Source organism: Bradyrhizobium sp. CB1717, assembly GCF_029714325.1.
GTDB lineage: Bacteria > Pseudomonadota > Alphaproteobacteria > Rhizobiales > Xanthobacteraceae > Bradyrhizobium.
Genome location: NZ_CP121666.1, coordinates 3,056,248 through 3,075,057 on the forward strand (window position 1 = coordinate 3,056,248; position 18,810 = coordinate 3,075,057).

General features: G+C 64.8%; 16 protein-coding genes. 8 read left to right on the forward strand and 8 right to left on the reverse strand.

Annotation, left to right across the window (positions count from 1 at the left end; genetic code table 11):
- Positions 1-71: 71 nt before the first annotated feature.
- From QA649_RS14420 to QA649_RS14430, 3 genes are all read left to right on the forward strand, one after another.
- Positions 72-2,672, forward strand: a complete 2,601-nt coding sequence (locus tag QA649_RS14420) for an EAL domain-containing protein (protein ID WP_283024770.1) — start codon at positions 72-74, stop codon at positions 2,670-2,672.
- Positions 2,673-3,030: 358 nt separating this feature from the next.
- The gene (locus QA649_RS14425) at positions 3,031-3,774 is read left to right on the forward strand and encodes a Crp/Fnr family transcriptional regulator (RefSeq protein ID WP_283024771.1); all 744 of its coding nucleotides are present in this window, start codon (positions 3,031-3,033) and stop codon (positions 3,772-3,774) included.
- Between the two features lie 141 nt (positions 3,775-3,915).
- Complete coding sequence (locus QA649_RS14430; protein ID WP_283024772.1) at positions 3,916-4,167, forward strand: hypothetical protein; 252 nt, start codon at positions 3,916-3,918, stop codon at positions 4,165-4,167.
- A 4-nt stretch (positions 4,168-4,171) separates the two neighbouring features.
- Here QA649_RS14430 and QA649_RS14435 read toward each other — a convergent pair whose 3' ends face one another.
- The 5 genes from QA649_RS14435 to QA649_RS14455 all read right to left on the reverse strand — a co-directional run bounded on the left by QA649_RS14435 (position 4,172) and on the right by QA649_RS14455 (position 9,641).
- Positions 4,172-5,152, reverse strand: coding sequence for an ABC transporter substrate-binding protein (locus tag QA649_RS14435; protein WP_283024773.1), 981 nt, complete (start codon positions 5,150-5,152; stop codon positions 4,172-4,174).
- A gap of 303 nt (positions 5,153-5,455) precedes the next feature.
- On the reverse strand, positions 5,456-6,091 hold the full coding sequence (locus QA649_RS14440; protein WP_283024774.1) for a response regulator: 636 nt from the start codon (positions 6,089-6,091) through the stop codon (positions 5,456-5,458).
- Between the two features lie 351 nt (positions 6,092-6,442).
- Positions 6,443-8,173 (reverse strand): peptidoglycan-binding protein, encoded by a 1,731-nt coding sequence (locus tag QA649_RS14445; RefSeq protein ID WP_283024775.1) that lies wholly within the window; start codon positions 8,171-8,173, stop codon positions 6,443-6,445.
- 177 nt (positions 8,174-8,350) lie between these two features.
- A complete protein-coding gene (locus tag QA649_RS14450) occupies positions 8,351-8,764 on the reverse strand; it encodes a hypothetical protein (RefSeq protein ID WP_283024776.1) in 414 nt (137 codons plus the stop codon).
- Between the two features lie 265 nt (positions 8,765-9,029).
- Positions 9,030-9,641 carry a TetR/AcrR family transcriptional regulator gene (locus tag QA649_RS14455; protein ID WP_283024777.1) on the reverse strand — a complete coding sequence of 204 codons (612 nt, stop codon included), beginning with the start codon at positions 9,639-9,641 and terminating at the stop codon, positions 9,030-9,032.
- A gap of 126 nt (positions 9,642-9,767) precedes the next feature.
- Between QA649_RS14455 and QA649_RS14460 the strand changes: the two genes are divergently transcribed.
- The 4 genes from QA649_RS14460 to QA649_RS14475 all read left to right on the forward strand — a co-directional run bounded on the left by QA649_RS14460 (position 9,768) and on the right by QA649_RS14475 (position 16,433).
- Positions 9,768-11,000 carry a cytochrome P450 gene (locus QA649_RS14460; protein WP_283024778.1) on the forward strand — a complete coding sequence of 411 codons (1,233 nt, stop codon included), beginning with the start codon at positions 9,768-9,770 and terminating at the stop codon, positions 10,998-11,000.
- A 154-nt stretch (positions 11,001-11,154) separates the two neighbouring features.
- A complete protein-coding gene (locus tag QA649_RS14465; protein WP_283024779.1) occupies positions 11,155-14,796 on the forward strand; it encodes an AsmA-like C-terminal region-containing protein in 3,642 nt (1,213 codons plus the stop codon).
- A gap of 225 nt (positions 14,797-15,021) precedes the next feature.
- Entirely contained in the window at positions 15,022-16,146 is a 1,125-nt protein-coding gene (locus QA649_RS14470; RefSeq protein ID WP_283024780.1) for a DUF2336 domain-containing protein, read from the forward strand.
- A gap of 41 nt (positions 16,147-16,187) precedes the next feature.
- Positions 16,188-16,433 (forward strand): hypothetical protein, encoded by a 246-nt coding sequence (locus QA649_RS14475; RefSeq protein ID WP_283024781.1) that lies wholly within the window; start codon positions 16,188-16,190, stop codon positions 16,431-16,433.
- A gap of 298 nt (positions 16,434-16,731) precedes the next feature.
- Here QA649_RS14475 and QA649_RS14480 read toward each other — a convergent pair whose 3' ends face one another.
- The 3 genes from QA649_RS14480 to QA649_RS14490 form a co-directional block, all read right to left on the reverse strand.
- Positions 16,732-16,965 (reverse strand): hypothetical protein, encoded by a 234-nt coding sequence (locus QA649_RS14480; RefSeq protein ID WP_283024782.1) that lies wholly within the window; start codon positions 16,963-16,965, stop codon positions 16,732-16,734.
- A gap of 262 nt (positions 16,966-17,227) precedes the next feature.
- Positions 17,228-17,725: a GNAT family N-acetyltransferase gene (locus QA649_RS14485; protein WP_283024783.1), complete on the reverse strand. Its 498-nt coding sequence runs from the start codon at positions 17,723-17,725 to the stop codon at positions 17,228-17,230.
- Between the two features lie 169 nt (positions 17,726-17,894).
- Positions 17,895-18,185: a hypothetical protein gene (locus QA649_RS14490; protein ID WP_283024784.1), complete on the reverse strand. Its 291-nt coding sequence runs from the start codon at positions 18,183-18,185 to the stop codon at positions 17,895-17,897.
- A gap of 233 nt (positions 18,186-18,418) precedes the next feature.
- Here QA649_RS14490 and QA649_RS14495 point away from each other — a divergent pair, with 233 nt between their 5' ends.
- Complete coding sequence (locus QA649_RS14495; RefSeq protein WP_283024785.1) at positions 18,419-18,685, forward strand: hypothetical protein; 267 nt, start codon at positions 18,419-18,421, stop codon at positions 18,683-18,685.
- Positions 18,686-18,810 lie beyond the last annotated feature (125 nt).

Here is an 18,810-nt window from a genome sequence, read left to right on the forward strand (position 1 = left end):
AACGTCTTGGACACCATCGGAGCGTTAACCTCTCGCCGATGCCGCATTTCCCGATGCCGCCGGTTCAGACGATGTCCGCCTCCGATCACCTTGTCATAGAAACTCCGGACGTGCTGCGCGCCGCGCTCGAACGCGCCGACGACGGCATCGTCATCCTCGACGAGGCGCATCGCATCACGCATTTCAACCCGGCCGCGGAACGGATCTGGAAGCTCGCTGCCACCGAGGTGCTCGGCCGCGATGCCGGCGTTCTCAGCCTTAGATGTCTCGAGGCCGGCGCGACCGTGGATCTCCGCGAGGAAATCAGCCTCGTGCGGCGCGACGGCAGCCGTATCAAGGCGCAGGTTGCGATCTCGTCGACGACGGTCGGCGGTGCGCCCCATCGCATCGTGTTCGCGCGTGACGTCACCCTTGATGCCGAACGCCGCGTCAGGATCGGGCTTCTCCACGCCGTCTCCGACCAGACCAACCGCGCGGTGATCATCACCGACGTCGAGCAGAACATCGTCTACGTCAACTCCGCGTTCACGGCGCTGTTCGGCTATACCAGCGAGGAGGCCGAAGGGCGCCGCGCCAGCGAGCTGATCGCCGGCTGCCACACCGATCGCAACGCCGTCGCAAAGCTGGTCAAGCGCCTGTTGACCGGCGGCCATCGCAGCGAAATCGAGACGCTGGTCTACGACAAGGACGGCGAGGAGATCTGGGTCTGCGCCCGGATCGATGCCTTTCGCGACAGGAAGGGCAAGGTCAAGCACATCTTCGCGCTGCTCGAGGACATCACCGAGACCAAGCAGCTCCGCTCGCTCCAGCAGCTGATCATGGGCGCGCTCGCCGACGAGGTTCCGATCACCGACATCGCCGACAGGCTGTGTCGCCGGGTCGAGGAGATCGCGCCCGACGTGGTCTGCTCGCTGCTCCACGTCGATGCCGCAGGCCTGGTCCATCCGCTCGGCGGCCCGAGCCTGCCGGAGGATTATTCCCGCGCGCTGGACGGCATCGCGATTGGCCCCAATGTCGGCTCCTGCGGAACCGCGGCCTTCTACGGCGTGCCGGTCCTGGCCGAGGATCTCGACACCGACCCGCGCTGGCAGCCCTACAAGGCCATGCCGCTCGCAATCGGCCTGCGCGCCTGCTGGTCGACCCCGGTCAAGGCCAAGGACGGCCGGGTCATCGCCACCTTCGCTTTTTACTATCGCGAGCCGCGCGCGCCGAGCAACTGGCATCGCCGCATCGTCGAGGCCTGCGTCAACCTCGGCGCCTTCGCGATCGAGCGCAAGGAAGCGCGCGCCGAGATCGCGCGGCTCGCCTATCACGACATCCTCACCGGCCTGCCGAACCGCGCGCAGCTGCGCCACCTGATCACGACCGCGATCGATGCCTGCCCGACCGGCAGCCATGTCGCGCTGGCCTTCCTCGACGTCGATCACTTCAAGGATGTCAACGACACGCTTGGCCACGCCGCCGGCGACGAGCTCTTGATCCAGCTCGCGCAGCGCCTGCGCGAGCATATCGGTCCCGAGGACATGCTGGGACGGCTCGGCGGCGACGAATTCGTCATCCTGCTGCCGCAACGCGACGCCGAGGCCGCCGAGCGGATCGCGGCCGGGATCACCGAAGCGCTGGCCGCACCCTTGCGGCTCGGATCGAAGCTGATGCCGATGTCGGCCAGCATCGGCATCAGCCTCTATCCCGATCACGCGACCGACATCGACACATTGATGCAGCAGGCCGATGCCGCCATGTACATGGCCAAGCAGGCCGGCCGCTCCACCCACCGCCTGTTCAGCGCCGAAATGAACGGGCTGACCGAGCAGCGCCTGGCGTTGATCGCCGCGCTACGCCGCGCCATTGCCGAGGGCGCGCTCAGCCTCAGCTACCAGCCGCAGATCCGCAGCTGCGACGGCGCCATCCACGGCGTCGAGGCGCTGGCACGCTGGCACGATGCCGAGCTCGGCGACGTCTCGCCGGCAAAATTCATCCCGCTGGCCGAGGAGTGCGGCCTGATCGAGCAGATCGGCCTGTGGTCGGTGCGCGAGGCCTGCCGGCAGATGGCGAGCTGGCGCCGCGCCGGGCTCAATATCCCCAGCGTCTCCGTGAACCTGTCGCCGATCAATTTCCGCAGCGTCACGCTGGCCGCGCGCCTGAAGGACATCCTCGCCGGATACGACCTGCCGCCGGACGCCCTGATGCTCGAGATCACCGAGGGCGCGTTCATGCAGGACAGCGTCGCTGCGCTCGAGACCATGAACGCGATCCGCGAGCTCGGGGTCGGGCTCTCGGTGGACGATTTCGGCACCGGCTATTCCAGCCTCAGCCGCCTCGCCAATCTGCCGATCCGCGAGCTCAAGATCGATCGCAGTTTTATGCGCGATATCGAGAAGGACGCGGGCGCGCTCGCGATCGCCACCGCCGTGGTGCGCGTCGGCCAGGGCCTCGGCATGACCGTCGTCGCCGAAGGTGTCGAGACCGAAGGCCAGCGCAGGACGCTGGCCGAGCTCGGCTGCGACGTCGTGCAAGGCTTCCTCTATGCGCCGGCGCTGGCGCCCGTCGCCTTCGAGCGCTGGCTGATCGAGCATTGCGCCGAGCAGGCGAGGGCGGTGCTGGGAAGACTCGATGTTGCGGTGGTTGGCGTGGCTGCGATGAAAGTGGCCGGCGGGGGTATGAACTCCTGAAAGACAATCGGCCCCTTTCAGCCCCCGAAAGGCGCCTGTTTCGGGCCGGCTGCTGAGTGCACAACCGAATGGAACCCGAGCACCGAAAGGAACGGCTGGCTGACGGAACTTGCCCCGTACGGTGTTACCCATACCTGATTTGCAGTTGTGTAATCCGCGCCTCGCCTGCATCTAGATCGCATTGAGCGCACGAGGAAATTTCGCCTCGTGGCAAGCGGTTTTGTCGTTGAGAGTGAGGATGCTTTGTCAGTGAACTGGATCTTGGTGCGGGTCGCGAAGACAGATCCGAGCAAATGCTAAGACCGCTGTTTCGCGTCGCTCGGAGTGGTGAAAGCGGATACTTCGCGGACCACCCGCAGTGAGACAAGTTGGCGGAATTGGTAATCGCCTCTTGGCAGCACTACCGGCTGCCGATTTCGATCTGCTGGCGCCCGAGCTGGAGACAGTCGCGCTCCTTGAGGACGCGTCGATTTCGCACAACGGTGATCCGGTCGACTATGTCTTGTTTCCTCATAGCGGTGCCGTCTCGCTGATGGTCGACTTGGCGGACGGCCAGACCGTTGCCAGCGCCCTGATCGGTCGCGAGGGGGCAATAGGTACTCTCTCCGTGTTTGGACCGTCATCCTCGGCTCTTACCGCCATCGTTCGTGCGGCGGGGACCGCCTCGCGAATCCCGGCGCGGCGATTTCACGCGGCATTTCACCGAAGTTCCGCGATCCGGCACGCGATCCAGATTCACATCAGGGCGATGCTGGTACAGCTTCAGCGCGGCGGAGCCTGCAATGCGCTACATCCGGTGCAAGCCCGGATGGCACGCTGGCTGCTGCACATTTGCGACCGCATTGACGACGATGTCCTGCCTCTCACCCAGGAGGCGCTGTCGCAAATGCTCGGTGTGCGCCGAACGACCGTGACGCTCCTGATGCGCAATCTGCGTGCATCCGGCGCGATCAGATCTGATCGACGAGGCCGCATCGAGATCGACCGAGCAAGACTCGCGGCCGCAGCGTGCGAATGTCATGGCACGATGCATCGCGAGGTCGAGCAGATCTTCTCGACGAAATACGGCGCCGACATAGCGGGTGAATTGCGATTGCCGTGAGCGACCATCCGGCCTTCCCGCCAGAGGCGAGCGATGCGCTGTACCTTGTCGGATGATTATTGCGGCCGCGCCATGCCGGAACTTCTGATTTTTCCCGACGTTGTTGTGATCTGAGGACTTCAGCCGGGCAGCTGAAATACGATGAAGATGATCGCCGCGATCACCATCATGCTTTGTACGTCGCCGGCCGCGGCTGGCGCGGAAAGCTGGACCAGCTATCGCATTCCCGAGAGCGGAACCAGCGTCGAGATTTCCGCATCCATCTTCACCGAGGAGGCCGGCCGGGCCGGAAGCGTTGCGTCTGGCCGGAAAGCCGGCGCCGTCGGCATCAGCGACCCGGAACGAGTTCGAGCAGCAGCGAAGTATATCGCGATGGGCCAATACCGGAAGTAGCGTCTTATTCGATCACTTCGTCCGCGCGAGCGAGCAGCGACGGCGAAACGGTGAGGCCAAGTGTCTTGGCGGTCTTCAGGTTGATCACCAGTTCGTAGCGTGTCGGCTGCAGGACGGGCATTTCGGCCGGATTTGAGCCTTTCAGGATTTGTCCGACGTAGTCGCCTGCTTGTCTGTACATCCAACTGATGCTCGGACCATAGCTCAGAAGGCCACCCGCAGCAGCGATCTGTTGCACAAAGCCCATGGCCAGCACGTTGTGGCGTAGTGCGAAGGAAGCAATCTGCTCGCGCCGATCCAGAAGGATCGGATCACTTGCGGTAATCAATGCTTCGGCCTTGGCACTCAGCAACTGTTCGAGTGCGGCTTCCATTTCGCTCGCGTTTCTCGCATTGAACGTGATGGTCTCCAGGCTCAGCTTCCTCGCCCCTGCCTCGGCATCAGCTTCTTCGATTTCGGCGTTTGGGTTCGTGGGGTTCATCAGCAGTGCGATGCGGGAAATATCTGGGGCAATTTCATGAAGCAATTCAACTCGCTTTGCGCCGAGTACGTTCGGATTAAAAAGGATCCCAGTGACGTGCCTGCCGGGGCGGTTTATGCTTTCGACGAGTCCATGGCGGACTGGGTCTCCGCCGACGGCAAACACCACTGGCACCGTGTTGCTCGCAAGCTGCGCCGCCCGAGCAGAGGCGACATCTCCTGTGGCAGCAATCGCGCCGACGCCCATAGCTACAAGTTCAGCCGCAAGGCGGGGTAACACGCTGTAGTCACCCCGAGCCCAGCGTTCCTCGATACGGACGTTGCGCCCCGCAACAAAGCCAGCTTTTGCCAGACCTTCTCGAAACGAGTCGGCATTGAAGCGATAGGTCTCGGGCGACGCGCTATTCAGGAAGCCAACCAATGGCATCTGGCGCTGCGCCATCGCGGCAAACGGCAACCCAACCGCTGCACCACCGACGATGCTGATGAATTCACGTCGTTTCATCTGCGCTTCCTTGGTAGGCAAGCACCTCAGGTTTTCGCTTTGCGTGAGTTGATCGAGCGTTCGTCTGCGTGGAGGCTGGCCAAGCAAAGCTCGGCGCAGCCGAGATCGCCGCTCCGGCGATGAATTCCCGACGTCGCATGTGCCGCTCCCTGCAAGAGACCACAGCTACGGAAGGCGAGCTTAGCACTTTCCTGAAGGAACGGGAGTGGAAGGACCGCTTTGGGTCATTTTCGACGGTTTCGGAGGAGATTGTCGGCTGGCTGATGTCCGCTTCCACGCCCTGGCAGCAGCCCCGCGTCCCGCTCACACCGTCGCACCTGGCTCGCCCTTTGCGCCGAGCACGCCGAGCCGCTCGGCGATCCTGACGAGTTCAACCACCGATTGGACCTGAAGCTTGTCCATGATCGCGCTCCGATGCGCCTTGATGGTGCGCTCGGTGCTGCCGAGCTCGCGCGCGGCTTGCTTGCTCGTCTTGCCCTGGACGATGATCTCAAAGACCTGCCGTTGGCGCGGGGTGAGCGTCGAAAGCCGGGCCCGAAGCGCTTCAAGCTCGCCGTCAAGTTCGCGCGCGTTGCGATGCCGTGCGATCGCGCGTGCGATGGCTGCTAAGAGATCATCCGCACCGACAGGCTTGATGAAGAAGTCGTCCGCGCCCGCCTTGATCGCCTTCACGGTGATGCTGACGTCCTGATAAGCGCTCAGAAAGATGATGGGCAGTGTCGAGCCGCGCTCGGTCAGGCGGCTCTGCAACTCGAGCCCGCTCATGCCTGGCATCCTGACATCCAGAAGAATGCAGCCCTTGCTTTCGTCGGGCTGCTGCTCCAGCAATTGCTGCGCCGATGCATAGGTGGCGACGCGGTATCCGCTTGCCTCTAGAATTTGTTGGATGGCCGATAGGTACGATGCGTCGTCATCCACGACATGGACGATGCCGGGCACTGAATTCTCCTGAACGAAAAGTAGCTGCTGTGCTTGCTTTTCTTGCTTGTTGGTGCAGCGCCTTCTCGTCCGGTTCTTCCCGGATCACGTCGCTCTTGAATTGCAGTTACGTCCTGCAATCGCGAGGTGCAAATTAAATCTGTGACAGTATGCGGCGCCGGACGTCGGGTGTGTCCTTTTGATCGCAAACGCGCGCGAGACAGGGCCGAATGAGGCGTCGTCGTCCGAATACCTGCCGTTGCGTTTTGACATAACCGCGTTCTGCCTGCTGTTGGTCATCGCCTTCATGCTGCAGGTCGCAGCGAAAGAGCCCCGCCGGGAGGCGGGGCTCGGAAGCGTATGGTCAGCGCTCTACTTCTGGGTTGGCTGACTCGACGTCGAAGGCGGCGGCGCACTGTTCTGGTTGGTCTGTCCACTCTGCGTGTTCTGGTTGGTGCTGGGCTGACTGGTGGACGACGTATTGCTTTGTGCCGGAGCCTGGCCGGTGGTCTGGCCTGGCGGCGGCGTGCTGGCCTGGCCCGTGGTGCCCGGTTGGTTCTGCTGAGCCTGGCCGGTTGTGGACGGCTGGTTCTGCGGAGCCTGACCGGTGGTCTGGTTCTGCTGCGCCGGCACGTTGCTCTGGCCGGTGCTTTGTCCGGTCGTGTTCTGCGGCGCCGCCTGGTTGTTCTGGCCCTGGCCAACGGTCGTCGACTGGCCCTGCGTGGCGCGGATCTGGTTGGACACGCCGAGCGCAGCAACCGTGCGGGTATCGATCGCGCCGCTGGCCTGGAAGCCTTCCTGTCTCTGGAAGGTCATCAATGCCCTGCGTGTACCCGGCCCGAGGACGCCGTCGGCTTCGCCGGACAGCATGTGGCGTTCGATCAGGACCCGCTGAACAACGCGGATCTCGTCGGGGCTGAGATCGAGCGCAGCGATGCTGCCGCCACCTCCGCTCAAGCCACCACTGCGGGCATAGTGCGTCCGCGGCCCGGCGGGAATGACGTCGACGATCCTGCGGCTGCGGTCGGTGACGATGATCTCGTCATCGACAACGAAGAAGCTGTCGTCGCGGTAGTCAGGATAGACGTCGATCAACGCAGGATAAGCCGCGACCGAGACCACGGAGATGTTCCGCGGCACGACCACGCCGGCACTGATGCCGAAGTTGATGGCATTGGTGTTGACCCGCACGCGGTCCACATTGCGTGAGCTCAGCACCGATTGTTGCAGCGTTGTCTGCTGCTGCGCATTCAGTTGCACGCGACCGGACATGCTCTGGGTGGCCGCGCCCTGGGTCTGAGCCTGAGTGTTGGCCTGACCTTGCGTGTTGGTGCCGGTGGTCGTGCCCTGACCCTGCTGGGCACTCTGGTTCTGGACGTTACCCTGCGCGCTGCCGCCAGTGTTCGCGCCGGTCGTTGTCGTGCTCGGGCTCTGCGCGTTCTTGTCTTGCGCGTTCGTGCCTTGTGCGTTCCTGTCTTGCGCGTTCCTGTCCTGAGCGGTGCTCTTGGTGTTCGCGCCGGTGGTCGTCGTGCTCTGACCCTGCGCGTTCTTGCCCTGGGAATTCTTGTCTTGTGCATTCTTATCCCGGGTATTGTCCCTGGTATTGGCGCCCGTCGTGGTGCTCTTGTTCTGTTCGGCGCCCTGCGACTGATGCGTACGGTCGCGGTCGCTGCGGCTCTGTCCGACGGTCTGCTTGCCGCTCTTGTCGCTCTCGGACTTGGATTGACGCGCCTGGTCCCTGTCGTCACGGCTCTGGCCGACCGTCTGGTCCTTGCCTTGCTTGCTTTGCTCCGATTGCGACTGCCGCGCGCCGTCGCGGCCCTGACCGATGGTCTGCTTGTCGCTCTTGTCCGCGGCTCGGCTGCTGTCGTGCGCCGCAGAGGAGCCTTCGGCCCGACCGCCCGCGCGGCCCTGCGTCATTCCTTCGCTGCGCGAGGCACCAGCGGCGCCGTGCGACGACGCGCCGTCGGATCGTCCGTGTTCCGAAGCACCGCCGCCGGCGCTGCCGCCGGCACCTTCACGCACGCCTTGCGCCGACGCCAGGCTGACGCCGGCGAGCAGGATTGCCGTGGTCAGTAAAAACTTGTTCTTTCTCGCGTTCATCTGAGGCTCCTTGATTTGATTTGCTCGCTGATTTGATTTGCTCGCTGCAATCGCTCAGGTTCCGTCGCTGACGCGATCGCGCGCGTTGAATTTCACCGTCGAGGCCGGACGGCCTCGACCTGATCATCATTCCTGAGGGCTCAGCATTCCGTGCTGGGCCTGTCTTGGCGCTTCACATCACCAGTGATGGTGCCAACGATGGTGATAGAAGTGCCGACGCGAGAACGGTCCGCCGTAATAGGCGTAGGCCGGACGCACGACGCGGCGATAGCGATACCCGTAATCGGCTGGGGCATAACCAGTGCTGTAGTAGGTCGTGGTGTAGCCGCCCCAGGGATACGGTTCGTAGCCGCCGTAATACGCCGGCGCGTAGCCGCCGCCGTAATAGCCGTAACCCGGGCCATAGTAGCCGTAACCCGGCCCATACGCGTAAGCGGAAGAGGCCAGGCCGCCGATCACGGCGCCTGCGATCAATCCACCTGCCAGCGCCGGACCGAAGCCGCCACGCCAATGGGCTTCCGCGGGCGTTGGTGCTGCCACCGCGCTCATGCCGAGCGTGCCGACGGTTGCCAGAACTAGCGCGGTCTTCATGTGCTGTCCTCCTCGTTGGTGTTGTGATGCCGTGCCAACATCAACGACGGGCAAAAGTTGCAAACGCGCAATCAGGAGCGGCAAAGAGTCATGAAGATAAATGCGCGTTCATCTCGATGGTCTCGCGTCTCCTGATGGCGGTCGCTTCAGGACTGATCGCGTCGGTTGAAGGGATCGACCAGCCACGCTGTTCCGCGGACATTTGTTGATCGCGTCGCGCCGTTTGTTCCCGAGGCTGCGGCGGTTTGGCACATGCGTAGCCGCCCTAGTCCGACGCCAACCCCGTCCTTCGCCGCAGATCCGTGATGGCGCGTAAGAAGCTGTCGGCCGGCGTTGTTTCCGGATCGATCAGCCGGTGCAGGCGAAAGCCGTCTTCCAGCGCCAGCACGACGGAGGCCATCCAGGGCGGGTTCAGAGTGTCGCCCTTCGCGTTGCCCTTCAATGTCGCCTCGATGATGTCGGCGACCAGCTTGCGCCGCGCGCGCAGGCGTTTTGCAAGTTCGGGCCGGCGCTTCGCGGCGCGCGCGACGTAGAGGATCATCTCCATGTGGAGGAGGGGCGCGCGGCCGAGCGGGTCCTGCTTGCTGCGGTCCATCGTCTTCAGTGCCGCGATGAAATCGTCGAGATTGTCGTGCTGGGCGAGGATGTCCATGTTGCGGCGGATCGACTGCTCGACATGGTCCTCGAGCATGGCGATGATCAGCTCGTCCTTGCTTTTGAAGTTGGAATAGAACGCGCCGCGGGTGAAACCCGCCGCCGCCGCGATCGCCTCGATGCTGGCGCCGCCGATGCCGTCCTCCTCGAACACGCGCGCGGCGGCCTCGAACAGCTTGTCGCGCGTGTCGTCCCTGGTCGGCCTGGTTCTCACCCTTGACATCGGCGCAGCTTAGGGCAGAATGCAACTCGATACAACAATGTATCGAGTTGACAATAAAAGGGATGGTTACGCCGGGCAGGGGCCGCCTTGCGTATGCGTGTCATGCGGCAACCGATTGAGGTCACCATGAACGAGCAAGTGCAACCCGCCGGCGCTGATCCGCTGTTCAATCCGCTGTCGCCGGATTTCATCCGCGATCCCTATCCGCATTACGACCGGCTGCGCGCGATCGATCCGATCCATGTGACGCCGTTCGGCCAGTTCGTCGCCAGCCGTCACGCCGATGTCAGCCTCGTGATGCGCGACAAGCGCTTCGGCAAGGATTTCGTCGAACGCTCCAAGCGCCGCTACAGCGAAAAGATCATGGACGAGCCGGTGTTCCGCAGCATGAGCCACTGGATGCTGCAGTCTGATCCCCCGGATCACACCCGCCTGCGCGGCCTCGTCGTAAAAGCTTTCACGGCGCGCCGGGTCGAGGACATGCGGCCGCGCATCCAGGAGATCGTCGACCAGGCCATCGATGCCGTGATCGCGCGCGGCCACATGGACCTGATCGAGGATTTCGCCTTCCGCCTGCCCGTCACCATCATCTGCGACATGCTCGGCATCCCCGAGGACCATCGCGAGGTCTTCTACAAGAGCTCGCGTGACGGGGGCCGGCTGCTCGACCCCGTGCCGCTCACGCCGGAGGAGATCGCCAAGGGCAACGCCGGCAACATGATGGCGCAGATGTATTTCCAGCAGCTGTTCGAGCTGCGTCGCAAAAATCCCGGCGACGACCTCATCACGCAGCTGGTGCAGGCCGAGGAGGACGGCAACAAGCTCACCAATGAGGAGCTGACCGCCAACATCATCCTGCTGTTCGGCGCCGGTCACGAGACCACCGTCAATCTGATCGGCAATGGCCTGCTGGCGCTCCACCGCAATCCGGACCAGCTCGCGCTGCTGAAGGCGCGGCCGGAGCTGATGGTGGGCGCGATCGAGGAATTTTTGCGCTACGATTCCTCCGTGCAGATGACCGGGCGTGTCACGCTGGAGGACATCGAGGATCTCGGCGGCAGGCAGATCCCCAAGGGCGAGACGGTGCTCTGCCTGCTCGGCTCGGCCAACCGCGATCCCGCCGTTTACCCTGATCGGCCGGACCGGCTCGACGTCACCAGGCAGAACGTCAAGCCGCTGTCGTTCGGCGGCGGCATCCATTTCTGCCTGGGGGCTCAACTGGCACGCATCGAGGCCGAGATCGCCATCGCCACGCTGCTCCGGCGGCTGCCTGACTTGCGCATCGACGACGTCGAGAACCCGAAATGGCGGTCGACCTTCGTGCTGCGCGGTCTGACGCAGCTCCCCGCCAGCTGGTGAGGCCCCACCGTTAACCTCCGCGCGCAACAGTCGCTGTGACTTCGCCACACTTCCCTCTATATAAGGGGCTGTTCCGGCGCGCCTGAAGCCTCAAGGCCAAGGTTTGCAGGGGTCAAGGTTTGGCCCGGGTGCCGGTTTGGCCGAGGGGAGACCCGTGCAGACGACGCTGCTCGGATTGGCGATTGCCTTCATCTTAGCGCTGCTCGCCGCGCTGATCGGGCCTTACTTCATCGACTGGAACCAGTTCAGGCCCCAGTTCGAGGCGGAGGCCGGCCGGATCATCGGCGTACCGGTGCGGGTGGCGGGCGAGCTGGACGCGCGGCTCCTGCCGGCGCCGACCTTGCGGCTGCGCTCGGTGACCTTCGGCGGCAACAACGATCTCGGCCGGCTGCGCGCCGACAAGCTCGACGTCGAGTTCAGCCTGGGCTCCCTCATGCGCGGCGAATGGCGCGCCACCGAGCTGACCGTGGGCGGCATGGCGGTCGATCTCGGCCTCGATGCGCGCGGGCGGGTCGATTTGCCGTCCACCGCGAGCGGCAGCTTCAACCTGGGCTCGCTCGCCATCGAGCGGGTGAACCTCACCGGCCGCATCGCGCTGCATGATGCCGCCAGCCGCTCGACGCTGGAGCTGACCGACATCGCATTCTCCGGCGACGTCCGCTCGCTCGCCGGTTCGGTGCGCGGCGACGGCAGTTTCAAGGTGTCAGGCACGCGCTATCCGTTCCGCGTCTCCTCCGGCCCGAGCGCCGACGGCAGCGCCACGCGCCTGCATCTCAACGTCGATCCCGGCGAGCGCGCGATCCTGGCCGATCTCGAAGGCGTGCTCGCCTTCGACAACCGCCTGCCGAAATTCGACGGCGCGTTGACGCTCGCGGTGCCCGCGAAGAAGTCGGGCGAGGCGGGGCCGACGCCGTGGAAGCTCACTGCAAAACTCAAGGCCGACCCGGCCGGCGCCAAGTTCGACCAGATCGATGCGAGCATCGGCACTGATGACAACGCGTTGAAAGTCGGCGGCGTCGGCGACCTCAGGTTCGGTGCTTCACCGCTGCTGCGCGCGGTGCTGTCGGCCCGCCAGATCGATGCCGACAGGCTGGCGGCCAAAAACGATTCCGAGCCGCTGCGCATCCTGCCGGCGCTGCGCGCAGGCCTCGCCGCGATCCCGCAGGCACCGATCCCGGCGCAGATCGAGTTCAACTCCGACCAGATCATGCTCGGCGGCCGCCCGCTCCAGAACATCGCGGCGGAGCTTGCGACCGACGGCCGGTCCTGGACCTTCCGGCGGCTCGAGTTGCGCGCGCCCGGCGCGACGCAGCTCTCGCTCAACGGCGCAACGCCCGGCGCCGACAGTTTCAGCGGCCGCCTCAACGTCGAATCCTCCGATCCTGACACGCTGGTGGCCTGGCTGCAGGGCCGCAGCGAGATCAACCGCCGCAGCACCCGGCCGCTGCGCCTTGCCGGCGACGTGACCATCGCCGCCAACCATCTCGCCGTCGACCACCTGAAGGCCGACATCGAAGGCGGCGCCATCGAGGGACGGATTGCCTTCGTCCAGACCGGCGCGAGCAAGGGCTCGCGGATCGACGCCGAGCTGAAGGCCGACCGGCTCGATCTCGACGCCGCCGCGAGTTTTGTCCGCGCGCTCGCAGGGCCGCAAGGCGAATGGCCGGAGGAGGCAAGGCTCTCGCTCGATGTCGGCCGCGCCATCTCCGCCGGCCAGGAGTTGCGACCGTTCGCGGCGAAGCTCGGTTACGGGCCGAATTCGCTGTCGCTGGAGCAGTTGCGGTTCGGCCAGACCAGCGGCGTGACCACGGAAGCGAGCGGCAGCTTCGACCGCACCAGGGCCACCGGCAAGCTCGCGCTGAAATCCTCAGGCAACTCACTGCACGAGCTCACCGCACTGATCGAGCCGTTCGCTCCGTCGGTGCGTGCGCGCTTCGATGCCCTGCCGTCGCTGCCGGGCGCGACGCGCCTGAAGCTCGATCTCAGCCTCGACAGGAACGCCGAGCATGCCGATCGCAGCGACGCCCGCGCCGTGCTCGATCTCGACGCGCCGCAGCTCAAGGCCAATGCGACGCTGGCCGTGCAGACGCCGGTAGCGGCCGTCAACGGCATCGATCTCGACAAATTGCAGAGCAGCGACTTCACGCTGGAGTCGAAAGTCTCGACACCGCAGGCCGGCGCATTGCTGGCCCTGCTTGGGCTGGATCGCGTGGTGGCCGCGGGCGAGGGCGCGTCGCAGTTCGAAGGCAAGCTCAGCGGTGCCTGGCGGCGGCCGCTGCAATTGAACGCGAAAATCAGCGGCGGCGGGCTCGATGCGGATGCGCAAGGGACTGTCGAGCTGTCGGAGCCAAAAGCCAGCGTGAATCTGCGGGTGCGCAACGTCAGCCTCGCGCCGCTGTTCGGGACTGGCACGGCCGACAAGTCGGTGCAGGGCGTCAGCCTGTCCTCGCGCCTCACACTGGCAGGCAACCGCCTGACCTTCAACGATCTCGACGGCAGCGCAGGCAGCTCGCATCTGCGCGGGCGTCTCGCGGTCACGCTCGATCAGGAGAAGAGCGTCGACGGCGAGATGGGCCTCGATACGCTCGACCTTGGGCCTGCGCTCGCGATGGCGATCGGCGCGGCGGGACGCGATGCGGGCGAGCCGCTGAGTGCGGGGCTGCTCGGTGGCTGGCGCGGCCGCATCGCCTTCCAGGCGCTGCGCGGCACGACGCCTGGCGGCATCGAGCTGCGCCCGTTCGGCGGAACGATTCGCAGCGACGGCCAGTCGCTCGCGCTCGATGGCCTCAAGGGCGGCGTCGGCGGCGGCGAGATGTCGGCAAGCTTCGACGCACGCAATGGCGCCAATGGCCTGGCGCTGAACGCGCGCATCGAGCTCAGCAATGTCGATGCGACCGTGCTGCGCTACCGCGACCTCGCGCTGCCGAAGGGGCGTGCGTCGGTGCAGATGGCGCTGACCAGCCAGGGCCGCAGCGTCGCGGCGCTCACCGGCGCGCTCGCCGGCAACGGTACCGTGACGCTCGAATCCGCCGAGATCAGCGGCCTCAATCCGCGCGCCTTCGAGATCGCCATCCGCGCCAGCGACGGCGGCCAGGTCAGCGACGACAACCGCCTGCGGCAGCTGGTCGAGCCGGCGCTCTCGGCAGGCCCCATCGCGGTCGCCTCGGCGCAGATCCCGTTCACCATCCGCGACGGACGGCTGCGCGTCGGCGCGACGCCGCTGGAGGCGAAGAATGCCCGCGCCATCGTCTCCGGCGGCTACGACATTCCCGCCGACCAGGCCGACATCCGCGCCAGCCTGACGCCGATCATGACCGGACTCTCCGGCGCGCCGCCCGAGATCCAGCTGTTCGCGGCAGGTCCTCCCGACAAGCTCAATCGCACCGTCGATCTCGCGCCGCTGTCGTCATGGCTTGCGGTGCGCACGATCGACCGCGAGACGCGCCGGCTTGATGCGATCGAGCGCGGCGAGCCGCCGCCGGCGACCGCCGCGCTGCCGACGCTGGTGTCGCCGGAGGCGGCGCCCGAACCGGCGCCGGTCAATGTGCCGCTGCCGGGCCAGGATCCGCGCCGCGCGCCGCCAAAGACGAAGGCCGCGCCGACGCCGAAGGCGCCGCAGGCCGCGCCCGCAGCGCCAAGCCCTCCACTTACAAGTCCAGCACTGACAAGCCCTCCGCCACTCGCGAGCCAGCAGGTCGCGCCGTTGCCGCCGCCGATCGAGGTGCGGCCGGCGCCCGGCCCTGCGCCAAAACCCAAGCCGAAGCCGCCGCTGGTGCTGACGCCGCAGAATCCTTGAGCGGATTGATTTGCGCGGATTGAGAGCGCACGTCCCGCGCAGCCCCTTGCCCGCCGGTTAACCCATTCTCTCGCATTTGAATGAATTTTAGTCGGCAAAACTGATTTGCCGATTTTACCGAATTCTCGCGTTTCATCTCTAGCGTTGGATCCCAGAGGAATTCGGCGTCGCGCAAAGACAGGCGCAACGGTTCGGCAAAGAACGACCAAGAACTGGGGTATCGAGATGAACGGGGCGAAATCGCTTCTGCAGGATCTGGACGACGCAATCGCGCGCGGCACCGACGAAAGCCGGGCACGCGCGTTGTGGCACGCGACCGATCTTCTGATCACCGGCCGCTATGTCGACGACGAGATCAGCATGTTCGGCGAGGTGATCGGCCGGCTCGCCGACGAGATCGAGGTCGCCGCCCGCGTGCAGCTGTCCGAATTGATGTCGGCCTGCGACCACGCTCCGCTCAACGTCATCGAGAAGCTCGCTTTCGACGATGCGATCGAGGTCGCCGGTCCCGTGCTGCGCGATTCCACCCGGATCGACGAGAAGGTTCTGGTCGAGAGCGCCATGACCAAGGGCCAGGCGCATCTGCTCGCGATCTCGCAGCGCCAGTCGATCGGCGAGGCCGTGACCGACGTGCTGGTCAAACGCGGCAACCATGAGGTCGTGACCTCGGTTGCGAAGAACGAAGGCGCGCGCTTCTCCGGCTCGGGCCTGTTGCACATGGTCCGTCGCGCCGAGGGCGACTCGATCCTTGCCGAGCAGCTTGGCCTGCGCAAGGACGTGCCGCGTCACATCTTCCAGCAGCTGATCGCGAAGGCGTCGGAAGACGTCCGCCGCCGGCTCGAGACCGAACGCCCCGAGATGATGGCGCAGATTCAGAGCTCGGTGACCGAGGTCACAGGCGATCTGCAATCCAAGTTCGGTCCGTCCTCGCGCAGCTATTTCGTCGCCAAGCGCGTGGTGACGACGCAGTACCGCCAAGGCAACCTCAACCAGGATTCGATCTCGAACTATGCGCGCCAGCACCGCTTCGACGAGGTGCAGATCGGCCTATCGCTGCTGTCGGCGCTGCCGGTTGACGTGATCGAGCGCGCGCTGATGGACCGCAACCGCGAGATGATCCTGGTGCTGTGCAAGGCGCTCGACTTCTCCTGGGACACCACCATGTCGCTGCTGTTCCTCGGTGCCAAGGATCACCTGATCACGGCGCGCGACCTCCAGGACAACGAACGCGAGTTCGGCCGGCTCAAGATCGAGACCTCGCGCAGCATCCTGAAATTCTACCAGTCGCGCAAGAACAGCGCGGGTGCCGATTCCGCCTCGGGCCGTCAGCCCGAGCTCCAGGTTCACTGAACAGTTGCACTGAGCAGGAATTCGAGAGGGGAGTATTGCAGATGTTGCCTCAATTCGGCACCGCAGTTCGCAAGAATAAGAACCTCAACACGGCTGTCGCCACCGATCTCGGCGGCGGAGCGCCCGACAAGGCCTCGGTGGACGCCGCATGGCTCGTGCTTGAAGCCGCCAACGACCTCGGCGACCACGCCGCGATCGAGGCCTGCCGCCGCGTCATCGATGCCGAACTGAACGGCACGGCGGCCCGCAGCTCGGATGTCGATCTCGTGGTGGGGTATTTCAGGTAGGATTTTCGTAGCCCGATGGTGACAACGGGCTACTTGCTGCTTCTACGCCGTCATTGCGAGCGCAGCGAAGCAATCCAGACTGCCTCCGCGGAAAGATCCTGGATTGCTTCGCTGCGCTCGCAATGACGGCGTGCAGAGCGTCGCCCCCCAAGTGATTTGATAGGCCGAGGCAAAGCGATCTGATGTCGGCCAGGAGGCCGCCTCGCCGGGCGGCCCCTCCTTGCGTCCAAATGCAAAAGTCCTTGCGTCAAAAAGGCCCCGCCGAAGCGGGGCCTCCTTGTACGATCGCTCGCTCGCATCAATCGTCCCAATGATGATAACGACGGATCACGACGCCGCGGTCGTAGTCGCGGTCGCGATGGTACCAGCCACGGTGCCAGCCGCGGTCATGCTCGTAGATGCGCGCCCGCGGGCCGTCATAGTAGTCCCTGTCGCCGCCGACATAGACGCCGAAGCCGGCCGCGTTGGCGATTGTGGGGGTACCGATTGCAAGCGTCGCTAGCGCAGCAAGTGCGTAAGTCAGCTTCTTCATCTGTTCCTCCTTGGCTTGCGTTCGTCGCGAGTCAACGACCGCCGCCTTCGCCTGTTGCAGGAACAGGCAGGAAACTTTCTTGAATGGCTGTTCAGGTCCTGCACCATCGCAGCCACAATGGAACTGCTATCGGCTTGGGTTTCTTTGTTCCGATCGTCCTGGTCGTAGTCCGTTGGATGGGCAGAGCGAAGCGAAACCCATCATTGCCTTCGAGCGTGTCGAAGCGCGATGGCTTCGCTCTACCCATCCTACGATGATGCGCTCACAGCCGGATGCGGTAGATCACGGAGTCATTGCCGAAGCGGTCCGTGTTCCGTTCGAGCAGGTAATCCGATTTCTCCAGCACACGGCGGGATGCCATGTTTCCGGCAAACACCAGGCCGATCAGCGAGGGCAGTTTGAGGTGCGAAAGCCCGATCCGCGTCATCGCGGTCGCGATCTCGCTCGCAAGTCCCCGGCCCCAGACGCCGCGCCTGAACGCGTAGGCGATCTCGACCTCGTCCACGTCATCCACCATGATGTGACGGAGGCCCGCCCGTCCCGCGAATGCGCCGTCTTTGGTTCGCAGCGCCCACAGCCCGAAGCCATGCTGGTCCCAATGGGCCATGTTGACGTCGAGATAGGTCCTGGTCACCTCCGCCGAGCGCACGCCGCCGAGATAACGCGATACGTCGGCATCGAGATGCAGCGCAACGAGGTCGGGGAGATGATCTGCGTGCAGTCGCTCGGCGATCAGCCGTTCCGTGCTGAAGCGATCCATGAATGCTGATGGCGATTTGGGTTGGCTGCGATCCCGACGGCTCGAAGCCCGACGATGCCATCATGCCGGTGTTTAGCCCGATGGGTCAACCAGCCCAAGTGTCGAGACCGGAGGCGGGTCAAGCTGCCTCCGGTTGATTGGCTCGATGGCTGATGCGATCGCGCCGGGCTCAATAGCAGGGCGGATAGGGGTAATATCCGCAAGCCCGGCGATAGCCATAGGCGCCATAGGCGCCATAGGCTGCAGCTCCCGCCGCTGCTGCGCCGTAATACGCGCGCCGATGGACCCGGCGGTTGACGCCTGCAACGCTTCCGGGGGTCAGGGGACGCCCGACGCGAGCCTCGGCGGTGTCGACGGACACGGTGAGCGCATCCACCGGCGAGGTGTGGAGCGACAGGGGCGTTGCCGTGAACAGCGCGGCGGTGACGAACAGTCCGATCAGCTTGGCATGTCCAGCCATGTACTCTCTCCCTTTGCAGGACGACGAGCTAGCCTGACAGGCCGATGACCTCCGCCATTGACTAAAATCAATGGTCGCAGTTCCAAGGGGATCGTGAGTATCTCGCCGCGACGTCTATTGCCTTCCTCGCCCGCAATTTCGCCGAGCCATTTGATTTGATCTGCGTCAAGCGCGGCGGTCACGGCCGCGTCACAACGGCAAATCGGCTGGATGGCGATCTGTTGGCGTGAGCAATGACCCCGACTTGGTACGTCACCTTTGAAGTTCGAAAGCGGGGCTTGCTGTTGAGACAGCGGAGCCCCCGTGAGACGAAGACTTTCGCGTCCGAGCATGAAGCCAAGCTGTTCGCGCGCGCAAAGCTCGATGAAGGTCTCGCTGTCTTCGCTGGCACGATCAATCCCCACCTTCCCAGGCGGCTCATCCCGTCCTCCCGCATCGCCGCCTGGCTTGCCGACGTACAAGACAGCACCTCGGCGCCTGAAGCCGGGGATGGCGAGTAAGCACGTTGCCGTGCATAGACATGGCGCTTGGGTGTTGCCATTTTGGTACGCGCCCCAGACTCCCTCGCCCGTAAACTCCAGGATGTTCGCAGCACTTATGCACGCCAGCCTGCATGCGGGCCCAC

Bases quoted from the DNA above. Each gene is read 5' to 3' on its own strand.
- QA649_RS14420 (WP_283024770.1), top strand. From the start codon at position 72: ATGTCCGCCTCCGATCACCTTGTCATAGAAACTCCGGACGTGCTGCGC.
- QA649_RS14430 (WP_283024772.1), top strand. From the start codon at position 3,916: ATGAAGATGATCGCCGCGATCACCATCATGCTTTGTACGTCGCCGGCC.
- QA649_RS14435 (WP_283024773.1), bottom strand. From the start codon at position 5,152: ATGAAACGACGTGAATTCATCAGCATCGTCGGTGGTGCAGCGGTTGGG.
- QA649_RS14445 (WP_283024775.1), bottom strand. From the start codon at position 8,173: ATGAACGCGAGAAAGAACAAGTTTTTACTGACCACGGCAATCCTGCTC.
- QA649_RS14450 (WP_283024776.1), bottom strand. From the start codon at position 8,764: ATGAAGACCGCGCTAGTTCTGGCAACCGTCGGCACGCTCGGCATGAGC.
- QA649_RS14455 (WP_283024777.1), bottom strand. From the start codon at position 9,641: ATGTCAAGGGTGAGAACCAGGCCGACCAGGGACGACACGCGCGACAAG.
- QA649_RS14460 (WP_283024778.1), top strand. From the start codon at position 9,768: ATGAACGAGCAAGTGCAACCCGCCGGCGCTGATCCGCTGTTCAATCCG.
- QA649_RS14470 (WP_283024780.1), top strand. From the start codon at position 15,022: ATGAACGGGGCGAAATCGCTTCTGCAGGATCTGGACGACGCAATCGCG.
- QA649_RS14475 (WP_283024781.1), top strand. From the start codon at position 16,188: ATGTTGCCTCAATTCGGCACCGCAGTTCGCAAGAATAAGAACCTCAAC.
- QA649_RS14480 (WP_283024782.1), bottom strand. From the start codon at position 16,965: ATGAAGAAGCTGACTTACGCACTTGCTGCGCTAGCGACGCTTGCAATC.
- QA649_RS14485 (WP_283024783.1), bottom strand. From the start codon at position 17,725: ATGGATCGCTTCAGCACGGAACGGCTGATCGCCGAGCGACTGCACGCA.
- QA649_RS14490 (WP_283024784.1), bottom strand. From the start codon at position 18,185: ATGGCTGGACATGCCAAGCTGATCGGACTGTTCGTCACCGCCGCGCTG.
- QA649_RS14495 (WP_283024785.1), top strand. From the start codon at position 18,419: ATGACCCCGACTTGGTACGTCACCTTTGAAGTTCGAAAGCGGGGCTTG.